This window comes from Azoarcus sp. DD4, assembly GCF_006496635.1.
In the GTDB taxonomy this organism is placed as follows: Bacteria; Pseudomonadota; Gammaproteobacteria; order Burkholderiales; family Rhodocyclaceae; genus Azoarcus.
In genome coordinates this window covers 1,037,852-1,053,780 of sequence record NZ_CP022958.1, presented here as the reverse complement: position 1 = coordinate 1,053,780, position 15,929 = coordinate 1,037,852, and the positions used below count along the sequence as shown (strand labels likewise).

Here is a 15,929-nt window from a genome sequence, read left to right as displayed (position 1 = left end):
ATCATGGCACAGGCATCGGGCGGGCGGAACGCTCAGACGCCCTGCTGCCCGGCCTCGACCACCGTCAGCGCGGTCATGTTGATGATCCGTCGCACGGTGGCCGACGGCGTGAGGATATGCACCGGCTTGGCCGCGCCGAGCAGGATGGGCCCCACCGTCATGCCCTCGCCGGCGGCGCTCTTGAGCAGATTGAAGGCGATGTTGGCCGCATCCAGCGTCGGGAAAATCAACAGGTTGGCATCCTCGCGCATGCGCGCGTTGGGGAAGATCTGGGTGCGCAGCTTGGCATCCAGCGCCGAGTCGCCGTGCATCTCGCCTTCGACCTGCAGCTCCGGATGGCGCTCGTGCAGCAGCCGCAGCGCAGTGCGCATCTTCTCGGCAGTGGGCGAATCGGCCGAACCGAAGGAGGAGTGCGACAGCAGCGCGATGCGCGGCTCCATGCCGAAACGCTGCATTTCCTCGGCCGCCAGGCGCGTCATCTCGACCACCTGCTCCGGGGTCGGGTCGTAATTGACGTAGGTGTCGGCGAGGAACAGCGTGCGCTCCGGCAGGCTCAGCACATTGAGCGTGTAGCAGTGATTCACGCCTTCTCGGCGGCCGAGCACGGTCTCGACGAAGTCGAGGTGCAGGCGGTGCATGCCGTAGGTGCCGCAGATGAGGCCGTCGCCGTAGCCGAACTTGAGCAGCAGCGAGCCGATCAGCGTGGTGCGGCGGCGCACTTCCTTCTTGGCGTATTCGACCGACACGCCCTTGCGCTCGGTGAGCGCGTGGTAGTGGGTCCACAGCTCCTTGAAGCGCGGGTCGGACTCCGGATTGACCAGCTCGAAATCGCGCTCCGCTTCCATGCGCAGGCCGAAGCGGGCGATGTTGTTGGCGATGACTTCCGGACGGCCGATCAGGATGGGCCGCGCCAGGCCTTCGTCGATCACCGTCTGCACCGCGCGCAGCACCTTCTCGGATTCGCCCTCGGAGAAGATGATGCGCTTGGGCGTCTTCTTGGCCGCGGCGAACACCGGCTTCATCAGCAGGCCGGAGTGCCACACGAAGTTGTTGAGCTGGCTGCGGTAGGCGTCCCAGTCGGTGATCGGCCGCGTCGCCACACCCGAGCTCATCGCCGCCTCGGCCACCGCCGGCGCGATCTTGACGATGAGGCGCGGATCGAAGGGGCGCGGAATGATGTACTCGGTGCCGAAGCCGGAGACCTTCTCGCCGTAGGCGGCGGCGACGATGTCGCTCTGCTCGGCGCGCGCCAGTTCGGCAATCGCCCGCACCGCGGCGAGCTGCATCTCGTCGGTGATGGTGGTGGCGCCGACGTCGAGCGCGCCGCGGAAGATGAACGGGAAGCACAGCACGTTGTTGACCTGGTTCGGGTAGTCCGAACGGCCGGTGGCGATGATGGCGTCGTCGCGCACCGCCTTGACCTCTTCCGGCAGGATCTCCGGAGTCGGGTTGGCGAGCGCCAGGATCAGCGGCTTGGCGGCCATCTTGGCGACCATCTCGCCCTTCAGCACGCCGCCCGCGGAAAGGCCGAGGAAGACGTCGGCGCCCTCGATGACTTCGGCGAGCTTGCGCGCTTCGGTCTTCTTGGCATAGCGCGCCTTGATCGGGTCCATCAGCGCGGTGCGGCCTTCATAGACCACGCCTTCGAGGTCGGTCACCCAGATGTTCTCGACCGGCACGCCGAGCTTGACCAGCAGGCCCAGGCAGGCGAGCGCGGCGGCACCGGCGCCGGAGGTGACCAGCTTGACCTTCTTGAGATCCTTGCCCTGCATCTGCAGGCCGTTGAGGATGGCGGCGCCGACCACGATGGCGGTGCCGTGCTGGTCGTCGTGGAAGACCGGGATCTTCATCCGCTCGCGCAGCTTGCTCTCGATGTAGAAGCACTCCGGCGCCTTGATGTCTTCCAGGTTGATGCCGCCGAAGGTGGGTTCGAGCGCGGCGATCATGTCGATCAGCTTGTCGGGATCGGGCTCGGCGACCTCGAGGTCGAACACGTCGATGCCGGCGAACTTCTTGAACAGCACGCCCTTGCCTTCCATCACCGGCTTGGCGGCGAGCGCGCCGATGTTGCCCAGGCCGAGCACCGCGGTGCCGTTGGTGATGACGCCGATCAGGTTGCTGCGCGAGGTGAGGTTGGCGGCTTCGGCCGGGTCTTCGACGATCGCGTCGCAGGCGGCGGCGACGCCGGGCGAGTAGGCCAGCGACAGGTCGCGCTGGTTGGAGAGCACCTTGGTGGGCGTCACCGCGATCTTGCCCGGGCGCGGATAGCGGTGGTAGTCGAGCGCCGCAGCGCGTATCAGTTCGTCCATGTCTGTCTTCCGTCTCTGGTTATTGTGATTGTTGTGTTTTTCATTGACCCCAATACGGTCTGGCGGCCGCGGGATCGCGTGCGCGGAGCGAAGGATACTCCGTTGCGACTCTTCCCACATTACGAAAAACAAATTTGCAATATGGAATGAGCCGCTTGTTTTTCGCCAACGCCGGCCCGTGGCATAATCTTAGGCTTTCGCCGACTGCGGAAAACCCTAGTATTTTCCGCAAGTCGTGGCCGCACGATGGATGCCCTGCGGCCCACGGCCCGAATGCAACGCGCTCGATCGACGGAAAAGCCTGCATCCGCAATCAGGAGAGAGGAGAGCTCCAAGCCATGAATCAACGCTTTTCCGACGCAGCGATTGCTGCAGCCCCGGCGTATGTCCGCCACGAAGGCCTGAAAAAATGGGTCGCCGACATCGCAGCCCTGACCGAACCCGACAGCGTAGTCTGGTGTGACGGCTCCCAAGAAGAATACGACCGCCTGTGCGCCGAGATGGTCGAATCCGGGATGCTCATCAAGCTGAACCCGGAAAAGCGCAAGAACTCCTACCTCGCCTTCTCCGACCCGTCCGACGTTGCCCGCGTCGAGGACCGCACCTTCATCTGCTCGAAGGACAAGAACGACGCCGGCCCGACCAACAACTGGGAAGATCCGGAAACCATGCGCGGCACCCTGAACAACCTGTTCAAGGGCTGCATGCACGGCCGAACCATGTACGTGGTGCCGTTCTCGATGGGCCCGCTCGGCAGCCCGATCGCCCACATCGGCGTCGAGATCTCCGACAGCCCCTACGTCGTGACCAACATGCGCACCATGACCCGCATGGGCAAGGGGGCCATCGACGTGCTCGGTACCGACGGCGAATTCGTGCCCTGCATCCACAGCGTCGGCGCCCCGCTGGCGCACGGCGAGAAGGACAGCCGCTGGCCCTGCAACCCCACCACCAAGTACATCGTCCACTTCCCTGAAACCCGCGAGATCTGGTCCTACGGCTCGGGCTACGGCGGCAACGCGCTGCTCGGCAAGAAGTGCTTCGCGCTGCGCATCGCCTCCACCATGGCGCGCGACGAAGGCTGGCTGGCGGAACACATGCTGATCCTCGGCGTGGAAAACCCCGAGGGCGAGAAGACCTACGTCGCCGCCGCTTTCCCGTCGGCCTGCGGCAAGACCAACTTCGCCATGCTGATCCCGCCGCAAAGCTTCAACGGCTGGAAGATCACCACCGTCGGCGACGACATCGCCTGGATCAAGCCGGGCAAGGACGGCAAGTTCTACGCCATCAACCCTGAAGCCGGCTTCTTCGGTGTTGCCCCCGGCACCTCCGAGAAGACCAACTTCAACGCCATGGCGACGCTGAAGGAAAACATCATCTTCACCAACGTCGCGCTGACCGATGACGGCGACGTGTGGTGGGAAGGCATGAGCAAGGAAGCGCCCGCCCACCTCATCGACTGGCAAGGCAAGGACTGGACGCCGGAAATCGCCCGCGAAACCGGTCGCAAGGCCGCCCACCCGAACTCGCGCTTCACCGCCCCGGCCAGCCAGTGCCCGTCCATCGACTCCGCCTGGGAAAGCCCGGAAGGCGTGCCGATCTCGGCCTTCATCTTCGGTGGCCGCCGCGCCACCACGGTGCCGCTGGTGTACCAGGCCTTCAACTGGAACTTCGGCGTCTACATGGCCGCCACCCTCGGTTCGGAAACCACCGCAGCCGCCTTCGGCGCGCAGGGCGTGGTCCGCCGCGACCCGTTCGCCATGCTGCCCTTCTGCGGCTACCACATGGGCGACTACTTCAACCACTGGCTGAAGATGGGCCACGTCGTCGAGCAGACCCCGAAGATCTTCTGCGTTAACTGGTTCCGCATGAACGAGGAAGGCCAGTTCATGTGGCCGGGCTTCGGCGAAAACATGCGCGTATTGAAGTGGATCGTCGACCGCGTCAAGGGCAAGGTCGCCGCCAAGGAAACCACCCTGGGCTGGATGCCGAAGTTCGAGGACATCGACTGGACCGGCTCCGACGTCACCAAGGAGGAGTTCGATGCGCTCACCCAGGTCGACGCCGATGCCTGGAAGTCCGAACTGGCGCTGCACAAGGAATGGTTCGACAAGCTGCAGGACCGTCTGCCCAAGCAGCTGGTCCTGAAGCGCGAACTGTTCGAGCTCGCCCTCAACGTCTGACCCCCCGCGGCAGCGGCCACGCTGCCGTGACAATCGGTAAAAGCGCCGCACGCCGGCGCTTTTACTTTTTCGACGGCCGGCTTTCGACTAGCCTGAGGTCGAAGCCGTCCTGCAGGGAAACGCCATGCATCTCTCGAATCGCAGCCGGGACATCCAGCCCTTCCATGTGATGGAGCTGCTGCGCCGCGCGCGCGAGCTGGAAGCGGCGGGCCGCGACGTCATCCACATGGAGGTCGGCGAACCCGACTTCCCCACCCCGTCGCCGATGGTCGAAGCCGCCCGGCGCTTTCTCGCCGACGGCGACGTGCATTACACCGCCGCGCTTGGTCTGCCGGCACTGCGGGAAGCCATCGCCCGCTTCTACCGCGACCGCTTCAGCGCCGACGTCGCGCCGGAGCGCATCATCGTCACCGCCGGCGCCTCCGGCGCGCTGATGCTGGCACTCGCCGCAACCACCAATCCGGGCGACGAATGGCTGTTACCCGACCCCGGCTACCCGTCCAACCGCCACCTGGTGCGCAGCTTCGAAGGCGTGGCGCAAGCCCTGCCGGTGGACGCCGCGAGCCGCTACCAGCCGGCGCCCGAGGCGGTCGACGCGGCCTGGTCCGCGCGCACGCTCGGCCTGATGGTGGCAACGCCGTCGAACCCTACCGGCACCCTGCTCGACGGCGCCGAACTTGGGGCACTGCATCTCGCGACCCACAGGCGCGGCGGGCTGCTGATCGTCGACGAGATCTACCAGGGCCTGACCTATGGCGTCGACGCCTCCACCGTCCTGTCGCAGGCAGCGCTTGCGGCGGCCGACGACCTCTTCGTAGTAAACAGTTTCTCCAAGTACTTCGGCATGACCGGCTGGCGGCTGGGCTGGCTGGTAGCGCCGCAGGCCTATGTGCGCGAGATCGAGAAGCTTGCCCAACACTTCTTCATCGCGCCTTCGACCCCGGCGCAGCACGCCGCGCTGTCGGCCTTCGAGCCGGCAACGCTGGAAATCCTCGAAGCGCGCCGCCACGAATTCGCCACCCGCCGCGACGTGCTGCTGCCGGCGCTGCGCGAACTGGGCTTCGTCGTCGCCACCGAACCGCAGGGCGCCTTCTACATCTACGCCGACATTTCCGGGCTTGCGGACGACAGCGAAACGCTCGCCCGTCGCCTGATCGAGGAAGCCGGCGTCGCCACCACCCCTGGCCTGGACTTTGGCCATCACCACCCGCGCCGTCACCTGCGCATCGCCTACACGACACGACAGGAACGCCTGCTGGAAGCCGCCGAACGCATCACCACGGTCCTGCAGCGCCCCTGAAACGAAACGGGGCGCCCTTGGGCACCCCGTCCATTCAAGTGAACGACCTCACCCTCAGACCTTGAGCCGCATCTCCGCGGAGCGTGCATGGGCCTGCAAGCCCTCGCCGTGCGCGAGGATGGAGGCCACTTTGCCCAGATGCTGGGCGCCCGCCTCCGATATCTGCACGATGCTGGTCCGCTTCTGGAAGTCGTACACGCCCAGCGGTGACGAGAAGCGCGCGCTGCGCATGGTCGGCAGCACGTGGTTGGGGCCGGCACAGTAGTCGCCCAGCGCCTCCACCGCCCAGTGGCCGACGAAGATCGCGCCGGCGTGGCGGATGGAATCGATCCAGCGTTCGGCATTGTCCATCGACAGCTCCAGGTGCTCCGGTGCGATGCGGTTGGCGATCGCGCAGGCCTGCTCAAGACTTTCGACGTGGATGAGCGCGCCGCGATTCGCCAGCGACTTGGCGATGGTGTCGCGGCGCGGCATCGTCGGCAGCAGGCGATCGATCGCCGCATGCACTGCGTCCAGGAAGTCCGCATCGGTGCACAGCAGGATGGACTGCGCCAGCTCGTCGTGCTCGGCCTGGGCGAAGAGATCCATCGCCACCCAGTCGGCATGACCGGAACCGTCGGAGATGATCAGCACCTCGGACGGACCGGCGACCATGTCGATGCCGACGGTGCCGAACACCCGGCGCTTGGCCTCGGCGACAAAGGCGTTGCCCGGACCGACGATCTTGTCCACCTGCGGGATGGTCTGGGTACCGTAGGCCAGCGCCGCCACCGCCTGTGCGCCGCCAATGGTGAACACGCGGTCTACGCCGGTGATCGCTGCCGCCGCCAGCACCAGCGGGTTCTTCTCGCCACGCGGCGTCGGCACCACCATGATGAGTTCTTCGACGCCGGCGACCTTGGCCGGAATCGCGTTCATCAGCACGGAACTGGGGTAGGACGCCCGCCCACCCGGCACGTACAGGCCGACGCGGTCGAGCGGCGTCACCTTCTGGCCCAGGCGGGAACCGTCGGCCTCGACATAGTCCCAGGATTCGGCACGCTGGCGCTCGTGATAGACGCGCACGCGGTCGGCGGCAATGCGCAATGCCTCGCGCTGCTCTACGGTCAGGCTGTCGAGCGCGGCATGCAGCTCGGACTTCGGCAATTCGAGGTCCGCCATGGACCTGACCTCGAGCTGGTCGAAGCGACGCGTGTATTCGATCACTGCCGTGTCGCCGGTGTTGCGCACCGCGCGCAGGATCTCGGTCACGGCGCTGTCGATGCGCTCGTCGGCCTCGCTCTCGAAAGCGAGCAGCGCATCCAGGGTGGAGAGAAACTCCGGCTCGCGCGCGTCGAGGCGGCGGATGGCGGTGGCGAAGGACGAATCCGTCATGGCTTGATCGCTCCTGCAAAGGCCTCCAGCACCGGCTGGATGAGTTCGCGCTTGAGCTTGAGCGAGGCCTGGTTGACGATCAGGCGCGAACTGATCGGCATGATGTCCTCGACTTCTTCGAGATTATTGGCCCGCAGCGTATTGCCGGTCGAGACGAGGTCGACGATGGCGTCGGCCAGGCCGACCAGCGGTGCGAGTTCCATCGAGCCGTAGAGCTTGATGAGGTCGACATGCACGCCTTTGCCGGCAAAGTGGGCCTTGGCACTGTTGATGTACTTGGTCGCCACCCGGATGCGTCCGCCCGGGCGCGTCGCTGCAGCGTAATCGAAGCCCTTCTGCACGGCCACGCACAGACGGCAGCGCGCGATGTTGAGATCCAGCGGCTGGTACAACCCGGCCCCACCGTGTTCGATCAGCACATCCTTGCCGGCGATGCCGAGATCCGCCGCGCCGTACTGTACGTAAGTCGGCGTATCGGTGGCGCGCACGATGACCAGGCGCACATCGCGCCGGTTGGTACCGATGATGAGCTTGCGCGAAGTTTCGGGATTGTCGGTCGGCACGATGCCGGCAGCCGCGAGCAGCGGCAGGGTTTCCTCGAAGATACGGCCCTTGGAGAGGGCAAGGGTGATACTGGACACGGGCTGGACCTTGCTGGATCGGGCCGACATTGTAACCCGCCGCGCCTTCTGTTAGCCTTCGGCCACCTGGCTGAACCGCTCCGGCGGCTCGGCCATTTTTCTTTGCTGTGTCTTTTCTTCGACTTTGTGCAGGAGCCGGAACCATGAAACCGGAAATCGTCGTCTCGTCCCTCGACCTCGAACGCCTCGAAGGCCTGCTGGCCGCCCCGGCCGCCCGCGGCCGCAACGACCTGGACGGACTGCGCGCAGAGCTCGAACGCGCCGACGTGCGCGATCCCGAAGACATGCCGGCCGATGTGATCACCATGAACAGCCGCGCCCGCTTCCGCGAGGAAACCACCGGCCGCGAATACGAACTGACGCTGGCTTACCCGAAGGATGCCGACAGCACCGCCGGCAAGGTTTCGGTGTTTTCGCCCGCCGGCAGCGCGCTACTCGGGCTGGCGGCCGGCCAGGCGATCGACTGGCGCACGCCGGAAGGCAAGACCATCTGCCTGCAAGTGCTGGAAGTGACTTGGCAGCCGGAGGCTGCCGGCTGCCTGGCGCTCTGAACCAACGCGGCACCGGCCCCGTTGCCGGGGCCGTTCATGTCCGGGCTCAGCTCAGCCGGCGGACGCTGGCGCCGAGCGCGGCAAGTTTGTCTTCGAGCCGCTCGTAGCCGCGGTCGAGGTGGTAGATGCGTTCGATCACCGTCTCGCCCTCGGCCACCAGCCCCGCCACCACCAGGCTGGCGGAGGCGCGCAAGTCAGTCGCCATCACCGTGGCGCCCTGCAGCCGCTCGACCCCCTGCACCACCGCCGTGTTGCCGTCGATGCGGATGTCGGCACCCAAGCGCTGCAGTTCTACCGCGTGCATGAAGCGGTTCTCGAAGATGGTCTCGCGGATCATCGCGACGCCGCTCGCCACGCAGTTGAGCGCCATGAACTGCGCCTGCATGTCGGTCGGGAAGGCCGGATAGGGCGCGGTACGAAGATTCACCGCAGCGAGGCGGGCCGGAGCGACAAGACGAATCGCATCGCGCTCGGACACGATCTCGCAGCCCGCGTCCATCAGCTTGTCGATCACCGCGTCCAGATAGCAGGACGAGGTACCAATCAGCCGTACTTCGCCACCGGTAACCGCGGCCGCACAGAGATAGGTCCCGGTCTCGATGCGGTCAGGCATGATGCGATGGGTCGTGCCATGCAGCGCATCGACACCGCGGATGCGGATCACGTCGGTACCGGCACCGGAAATCTGCGCGCCCATCGCCACCAGACAGTTGGCCAGATCGACCACTTCCGGCTCGCGCGCAGCGTTTTCGATCACCGTCTCGCCCTCGGCGAGGCAGGCCGCCATCATCAGGTTCTCGGTGCCGGTGACGGTGACCATGTCGGTGAAAAGACGCGCGCCCTTCAGGCGCGGCACCTTGGCGTGCACATAGCCGTGCTCGACGCCCACCTCGGCACCCATCGCCTGCAGACCCTTGATGTGCTGGTCCACCGGCCGGGCGCCGATCGCGCAACCACCGGGCAGCGACACCCGCGCCTCGCCGCAGCGTGCGACCAGCGGCCCGAGCACGAGGATGGACGCCCGCATGGTCTTGACCATCTCATACGGGGCCACCGGGTTGTCCAGCTGCGACGCGTCGAGCGTGACCCGGTCGGCGTCGCGCTCGACCTTGACACCCATCTGGCCGAGCAGCTTGAGCAGCGTGCCGATGTCGTTCAGACGCGGCACGTTGGTGAAGGTCACCGGCTCGCGCGTCAACAGCGCCGCGCACAGGATGGGCAGCGCCGCGTTCTTGGCGCCGGAAATGGCGACTTCGCCGGAGAGCCGGCGACCGCCTTCAATCAACAACTTGTCCATGAAACCTCGAATGACGGGCCGGCTGGCGCCGGCCTTCTTACAGGCCCAGCTCGCCGCGCACCGTTTCCCACTTGGCGGGGGTGTAGGTCTGCAGCTGCAGGGCGTGGATCTCGTTGCCCATCAGCGAGCCGAGCGTAGCGTAGACCGCCTGGTGCTGACGCACCGGCAGCTTGCCCTCGAAGGCCGAGCTGACGACGATGCCGGTGAAATGGGTACCGTCGTCGCCCTCGATGGCAACGAATTCACAGGGCAGGCCCTGCTCGATGAGGCGCTTGACTTCGTTTGCGTCGAACATGGTTCTCTCTCAAAAAACGCCGGACCGCCCCACGGAACAGCCTTACCCGCGCAGCTTGTAGCCCCGTGCGAGCATTGCCAGGGTGAGCACGGCCAACAATACGAAACAGACCCCGACGACACCGAAGGACAACCACGGCGACACGTCGGACTGACCGAAAAATCCATAACGGAAGCCGTCAATCATAAAGAAGAACGGATTGACGTGTGACACATCCTGCCAGAGCTCGGGCAGCGAATGGATCGAGTAGAAGACGCCGGACAACATCGTGAGCGGCATGATCAGGAAGTTCTGGAACGCGGCGAGCTGGTCGAACTTCTCCGCCCAGATGCCGGCGATCACCCCCAGCGAACCGAGGATGGCGCCGCCCATGAGGGCAAACGCCAGCACCCAACCCGGGTGAGCAAGCTGAAGATCGACAAAGGGAATCGATACCAGCAGGACGCCAAGGCCGACGAACAGCCCGCGCAGCACGGCAGCGATCACATACGCCGCGTAGAACTCGCGATACGACAGCGGCGGCAGCAGGACGAAGATGATGTTGCCGGTGATCTTGCTCTGGATCAGCGAAGACGAGCTGTTGGCGAAGGCGTTCTGCAGCAGCGACATCATCACCAGGCCGGGCACCAGGAAGGCGGTGTAGCTGATTTCGCCGTACACCGTGATGTGGCGGTCGAGCACATGCGAGAAGATCAGCAGGAACAGCACGGCATTGAGGACGGGCGCCATCACCGTCTGGAAGCTCACCTTCCAGAAACGCAGCACTTCCTTGTAGAGCAGGGTGCGAAAGCCGGTGAAAGGCGAAACGCTGCCGGTCTGCACCTCGATGCGGGATTCAGGCACGATGCATCACCTCCACGAAGACCCGCTCCAGATCGGGTTCGCCGAGTTGCAACTCGACGATGCCCGCCTGCCCTTCGCGCAGGCGCGCCAGCAGTTGCTCGACATCGGCATAGGCGTCGAACCCGAACTCGATCCAGTCGTCATCGCCCGCCGCAACGCCACCCAGCGCCAGCGCCACCTCCGAGCGCTCGACGCGCACCCTCAGGTTGTGGGTGGCAAAGCGGCGCAGCAGGTTGTCGGTGGTGTCCAGCGCGACGATGCGACCGGCCTTCAGCATCGCGATGCGGCCACACAGGGTTTCGGCTTCTTCCAGATAGTGCGTGGTCAGCACGATGGTATGGCCGTCTCGGTTGAGCTTGCGCACGAACTGCCACAGGCCCTGGCGCAGTTCGACGTCGACGCCGGCAGTCGGCTCGTCGAGCACGATGACCGGCGGACGGTGCACCAGCGCCTGTGCCACCAGGACCCGGCGCTTCATGCCGCCCGACAGCGCACGCATGTTGGAGTCGGCCTTGGAAAGCAGGTCGAGGCTGGCGAGGATTTCGTCTATCCAGGCGTCGTTGTTGCGAATGCCGAAGTAGCCCGACTGGATGCGCAGCAGTTCGCGCACCGAGAAGAAGGGGTCGAACACCAGCTCCTGCGGCACCACACCGAGCGCACGGCGAGCGTTGCGATAGTCGCTGACGACGTTGTAGCCCATCACCTCGAGGGAGCCGCTGTCGGGCCGGATCAGGCCGGCCAGCGAGGAGATCAGCGTGGTCTTGCCGGCGCCGTTGGGGCCAAGCAGGCCGAAAAATTCGCCCTGCTGGATTTCGAGGTCGACGCCGCCGAGCGCCTTGAGCGCACCGTACTGTTTGGTGACGGCGGAAATGCGGATTGCGGGCAGGGACATGGGGTGTTCAGGCGGCTATCGGCAGCAGGGATTCGACACCGTAGAGTTCGGCCAGACTGGCCAGCCCGGCCGGCAAACCGACCAGGCTCAGCGCGTCCTTGCCACCGGCGAGCCGCTGCCACTCGAGCAGCACCGCCAATGCCGCAGAATCGGCCTCGGTCACCGCGGAGAAGTCGATGCGGCGTGCGCCAGCTGCGATAGCGGTCTGGCCGCGCTGGCGCCACTCCTGCGCAGTGCGCATGGTGAGCGGCCCGCTGACCTTCAGTACGCCGGCCTCGATCGCACTCATGCGCGTGGCGCACCGGATTCGAGCGAGCGGTTCTTCTCCTCGAGCGAACGGATCAGGCCGTCCATGCCGCCCTTGCGGATCTCGTCGCCGAAGCTGCCACGGTAATTGGTGACCAGGCTGACGCCCGCCACGACCACGTCGAACACCTTCCAGCCGGCCGGCGTCTTCTCGAGCGTGTAATCGATACCGATGGGCTGGGCGCCGGTCTGGCGCACTTCGGTGCGCACCTGCACCGTGGTGTCGGCATCGCTCATCCGTACCGGCTTGAAGTCTATGGTCTGATCGCGGTACTGGGTGAGCGCATTGGAATAGGTACGTACCAGCAGTGTGCGGAAGGCGCTTACCAGATGGCTCTGCTGGTCGGGGCTGGCCTGGCGCCAGTCGCGCCCGACCGCCAGCATGGTCATGCGACGGAAGTTGAAGTGCGGCAATACCTTTTCTTCAACCAGATTCAGCACCCGGCCGGTGTCGCCGGACTGGATGGCCTTGTCCTGACGCACGATGGCGAGCACCTCGTTGGTCACCTCGCGCACCAATACGTCCGGCGGAGCAGAGTCTGCCGCCAGCGCCATCGGCGTCAGCGCGAGCGATACCACGGCCATCAGGACCATCCGCAGGCGCACCAGAAAATTCCTCATACCATTCACCGTTCAGATTCGTTCACGGACGGTCCCGCCGACACCAGCAGGCGGTTGCCGACTCCGTACAGTTCAAGACGCTCGACCGCAGCCCGAGCTGCCGTATCGGCTGCGGTCTGCGGCATCAGCAGCGCACCTTCGTCGCCGTTGAAATCTTCATAGACACGCGGCGGATTGCCATCGAAAACTTTGTAACGACGCTGTTCGAGATAGAAATCGCGGACATAGACGTACTTGTCCAGCGTGCCTTCGTCCAGGGTTTTCTCAACGCCAAGCGCGGTCGACCGCGTATGAGTCACGCGCAAGGCCGTCATGCTGTTGCGGGTCGGAACATGCTGGATGGCCCAGACATCGTCACCCAACACGTCCAGCGGCAGGGCTGCAGCATCGCGCAGGGTACGCGGCCCGAAGAAGGGCAGCACGAAATACGCGCCGTCGCCCACGCCCCAGGCGCCCAGTGTCTGACCGAAGTCTTCATCGTGCTTGGACAAGCCCATCTCGCTCGCGATGTCGAGTACACCGACGAAACCCAGGGTGGAATTGACCAGGAAGCGCATCAGGTCGTTCAAGGCATCGGGAATCTTGCCCTGCAGCAGATTGTTGAAACCGATCCAGGGGTCGCCGAGATTGCCGAACACATTGCCCACTCCGGTCCGGACCGGATCCGGTACAACGGTCTGGTAGACCTCGGCCACAGGCTTGATGACCGCACGGTCCAGCTTGTCGTTGAAGCTGAACATCGCGCGGTTGTAGCCTTCCAGCGGATCGACCGGGTTGTGCGCGGTCGTCGCGCAGGCGCCGGCAAGGGCAGCAGACAGGACTACCACCACACATGTGTGCCGCGACAGAGGGCGGGACTGGTACGGCATGCTCGTTCTCCGTGTTGGCAGTTGCATCACTGTGCCGCGGGCTCTGCCGCCTTGTTGAACAGGAACTGGCCGATCAGCTTCTCGAGCACCACGGCCGACTGGGTGATCTGCACCCGGTCGCCTGCGGCCAGCATCTCGGCGTCCGCGCCCGGCTCCAGCCCCACGTACTGCTCGCCGAGCAGCCCGGAGGTGAGGATGGTGGCAATCGTATCGCGCGGGAATTGATAACGCGTGTCGAGATCGAGACGAACGATCGCGCGATAGCTCTGCGGATCGAAGCGGATATCGGCAACGCGCCCGACCAGCACACCGGCGCTCTTGACCGGCGCCCTCACCTTGAGGCCGCCGATGTTGTCGAACGGCGCCTCGATCGTATAGAGCACCGCGTTGTTGAGGCCGGAGAAATTGCCGACCTTCATCGCCAGGAAGATCAGTGCCGCGCAACCCATCGCGACGAAGATGCCGACCCACAGGTCGAGCGTGGTACGACTCATCATTGCCCCCGGAACATGAAAGAGGTGAGCACGAAATCCAGCGCGAGGATGACCAGCGCGGAGCTCACCACGGTGCGGGTGATCGCCCGCGACACGCCCTCGGCGGTGGGCGTGCAATCGTAACCTTCGAACACCGCGATCAAGGACACCGCCACCCCGAATACGAACGACTTGATCACGCCATTGACGATGTCGTAGCGAATATCGACCGCCGCCTGCATCTGCGACCAGAAGGCGCCATCGTCGACGCCGATGAAGACGACGCCGATCAGCCAGCCGCCGAACACACCCATCGCCGAGAACATGGCGGCCAGCAGGGGCATCGAGATCACTCCGCCCCAGAAACGCGGCGCGACGACGCGCGCGATCGGATTGACCGCCATCATGTCCATCGCTTTCAGCTGCTCGGTCGCCTTCATCAGGCCGATTTCCGCCGTCACTGCGGACCCCGCCCGACTGGCGAACAGCAGCCCCGCGACCACGGGCCCGAGCTCGCGGGTAAGCGACAGCGCCACCAGCACGCCCAGCGCGTCGCTGGAGCCGAAGCGTTGCAGCGTCTCGTAGCCCTGCAAGCCGAGCACCAGGCCGACGAAGAGACCGGACACCAGGATGATCAGCAGCGACAGCACGCCGGAAAAATAGATCTCGCGCAGGGTGAGGTTCAACCTGCGCACCGACTGGCCGGAATAGACCAGCACCATCAGGAAGAAGCGCGCGGCGAAACCCAGCCGCCAGACGCCGTCTATGGTCATCGCGCCCAGCTGGCGCAACGTCGATGCCAACCGGTTCATCGCCGCCCCCCGTCCAGCAGCGACTCGATCGGCGGCGCCGGGTAATGGAAAGGCACCGGCCCGTCGGCCTCGGCGTGGACGAACTGATGCACGAAAGGATCGCGCGAGGCGCGGATTTCGTCGGGCGTGCCACTGGCGACGATGCGGCCGTCCGACACGAAATAGACGTAATCGACGATCTCCAGCGACTCGTGGATATCGTGCGTCACCATCACCGAACTCGCCCCCAGTGCATCGTTGAGCTTGCGGATCAACTGTCCGATCACGCCGAGCGAGATCGGATCCAGGCCGGCGAAGGGTTCGTCGTAGAGGATCAGCATCGGATCGAGCGCCACCGCCCGCGCCAGCGCCACCCGCCGCGCCATGCCGCCCGATAGTTCGGCCGGCTTGAGCGCATGCGCGCCGCGCAGGCCGACCGCATTGAGCTTCATCAGCACCAGGTCGCGGATCAAGCCAGGTTCGAGATTCGTATGCTCGCGCAGCGGAAAGGCGACGTTGTCGAACACCGTCATATCGGTGAACAAGGCGCCGAACTGGAACAGCATGCCCATCCGGCGACGCATGTCGTAGAGGGCCCCGCTCGACAGCCGGGCAACGTTTTCGCCCGCCACCTCGACGACACCACCCGAGGCGCGCAGCTGCCCGCCGATCAGCCGTAGCAGCGTGGTCTTGCCGCAGCCGCTCCCGCCCATGATTGCAACCACCTGCCCCCGGTGCACTTCGAGGTCGATGCCGCGCAGCACCTCGCGCTCGCCATAGGCGAAGCGGACTTCGCGCAGACTGACAAGCGGCGGAGAAACGGATGGAGTCGAGGCCGGAGACATTGCCGGGCGGAATTCCTGCTGGATTTGCAAACGGCGCAGTTTATCAGACTGACGCCGGCGCTCGCGCTGCTGCCTGTTGCAACGCGACAACGCGTGCAAGTCCGGCCGCCGCGCCTCCAACGGCTCCCCACCCCACACGAGGCCCGAAAAATCTCATTTGCATAATTTCTTCTTGCCTGCGCGGCACAAGCCGGTATCATGACGACGGAATTTTCAAGACCTCTCGCCATGCGCTGGAACACCCACCTGACGCTCGCTGCCGCCCTGCTTGTTGCCGCCTGTGCGCAACTGCCGGCGCCCCGGTCGCCGGCAGGCCACCTCGGCACAGAGACTCAACCA

At 65.3% G+C, this 15,929-nt stretch carries 16 protein-coding genes; 3 read left to right on the top strand and 13 right to left on the bottom strand.

Annotated features, from left to right (window positions below):
- Positions 1–32 precede the first annotated feature (32 nt).
- Positions 33–2,309, bottom strand: a complete 2,277-nt coding sequence (locus tag CJ010_RS05040) for an NADP-dependent malic enzyme (protein WP_141017025.1) — start codon at positions 2,307–2,309, stop codon at positions 33–35.
- 338 nt (positions 2,310–2,647) lie between these two features.
- Between CJ010_RS05040 and CJ010_RS05035 the strand changes: the two genes are divergently transcribed.
- Entirely contained in the window at positions 2,648–4,492 is a 1,845-nt protein-coding gene (locus tag CJ010_RS05035) for a phosphoenolpyruvate carboxykinase (GTP) (RefSeq protein WP_141017024.1), read from the top strand.
- Positions 4,493–4,616: 124 nt separating this feature from the next.
- A complete protein-coding gene (locus CJ010_RS05030; protein ID WP_141017023.1) occupies positions 4,617–5,792 on the top strand; it encodes a pyridoxal phosphate-dependent aminotransferase in 1,176 nt (391 codons plus the stop codon).
- Between the two features lie 54 nt (positions 5,793–5,846).
- Here CJ010_RS05030 and hisD read toward each other — a convergent pair whose 3' ends face one another.
- Together hisD and hisG are read right to left on the bottom strand one after the other, a co-directional pair.
- Positions 5,847–7,166: a histidinol dehydrogenase gene (gene hisD / locus CJ010_RS05025; protein WP_141017022.1), complete on the bottom strand. Its 1,320-nt coding sequence runs from the start codon at positions 7,164–7,166 to the stop codon at positions 5,847–5,849.
- On the bottom strand, positions 7,163–7,807 hold the full coding sequence (gene hisG / locus CJ010_RS05020; RefSeq protein ID WP_141017021.1) for an ATP phosphoribosyltransferase: 645 nt from the start codon (positions 7,805–7,807) through the stop codon (positions 7,163–7,165). Before hisG ends, hisD begins: the two co-directional genes overlap by 4 nt.
- A 143-nt stretch (positions 7,808–7,950) precedes the next feature.
- Here hisG and rnk point away from each other — a divergent pair, with 143 nt between their 5' ends.
- Positions 7,951–8,358, top strand: a complete 408-nt coding sequence (rnk, locus tag CJ010_RS05015; RefSeq protein WP_141017020.1) for a nucleoside diphosphate kinase regulator — start codon at positions 7,951–7,953, stop codon at positions 8,356–8,358.
- A 46-nt stretch (positions 8,359–8,404) separates the two neighbouring features.
- Here rnk and murA read toward each other — a convergent pair whose 3' ends face one another.
- From murA to CJ010_RS04965, 10 genes are read right to left on the bottom strand one after another with little or no spacing between them, the layout of a single operon-like run.
- Positions 8,405–9,655, bottom strand: coding sequence for a UDP-N-acetylglucosamine 1-carboxyvinyltransferase (gene murA, locus CJ010_RS05010; RefSeq protein ID WP_141017019.1), 1,251 nt, complete (start codon positions 9,653–9,655; stop codon positions 8,405–8,407).
- Positions 9,656–9,692: 37 nt separating this feature from the next.
- Positions 9,693–9,950 carry a BolA family protein gene (locus CJ010_RS05005; RefSeq protein WP_141017018.1) on the bottom strand — a complete coding sequence of 86 codons (258 nt, stop codon included), beginning with the start codon at positions 9,948–9,950 and terminating at the stop codon, positions 9,693–9,695.
- 42 nt (positions 9,951–9,992) lie between these two features.
- Positions 9,993–10,793, bottom strand: a complete 801-nt coding sequence (locus CJ010_RS05000; protein ID WP_141017017.1) for an ABC transporter permease — start codon at positions 10,791–10,793, stop codon at positions 9,993–9,995.
- Positions 10,786–11,685: an ABC transporter ATP-binding protein gene (locus CJ010_RS04995; protein WP_141017016.1), complete on the bottom strand. Its 900-nt coding sequence runs from the start codon at positions 11,683–11,685 to the stop codon at positions 10,786–10,788. Before CJ010_RS04995 ends, CJ010_RS05000 begins: the two co-directional genes overlap by 8 nt.
- A gap of 7 nt (positions 11,686–11,692) precedes the next feature.
- Complete coding sequence (locus tag CJ010_RS04990; RefSeq protein WP_141017015.1) at positions 11,693–11,974, bottom strand: lipid asymmetry maintenance protein MlaB; 282 nt, start codon at positions 11,972–11,974, stop codon at positions 11,693–11,695.
- Positions 11,971–12,612 carry a phospholipid-binding protein MlaC gene (locus CJ010_RS04985; protein WP_141017014.1) on the bottom strand — a complete coding sequence of 214 codons (642 nt, stop codon included), beginning with the start codon at positions 12,610–12,612 and terminating at the stop codon, positions 11,971–11,973. The genes CJ010_RS04990 and CJ010_RS04985 overlap by 4 nt, the downstream gene beginning before the upstream one ends.
- Positions 12,613–12,617: 5 nt before the next feature.
- Positions 12,618–13,481, bottom strand: coding sequence for a VacJ family lipoprotein (locus CJ010_RS04980; protein WP_141017013.1), 864 nt, complete (start codon positions 13,479–13,481; stop codon positions 12,618–12,620).
- Positions 13,482–13,507: 26 nt separating this feature from the next.
- Positions 13,508–13,975: an outer membrane lipid asymmetry maintenance protein MlaD gene (mlaD, locus tag CJ010_RS04975; protein WP_141017012.1), complete on the bottom strand. Its 468-nt coding sequence runs from the start codon at positions 13,973–13,975 to the stop codon at positions 13,508–13,510.
- A complete protein-coding gene (gene mlaE / locus CJ010_RS04970) occupies positions 13,975–14,766 on the bottom strand; it encodes a lipid asymmetry maintenance ABC transporter permease subunit MlaE (RefSeq protein ID WP_141017011.1) in 792 nt (263 codons plus the stop codon). The genes mlaD and mlaE overlap by 1 nt, the downstream gene beginning before the upstream one ends.
- Complete coding sequence (locus CJ010_RS04965; RefSeq protein WP_141017010.1) at positions 14,763–15,590, bottom strand: ABC transporter ATP-binding protein; 828 nt, start codon at positions 15,588–15,590, stop codon at positions 14,763–14,765. Before CJ010_RS04965 ends, mlaE begins: the two co-directional genes overlap by 4 nt.
- Positions 15,591–15,929 lie beyond the last annotated feature (339 nt).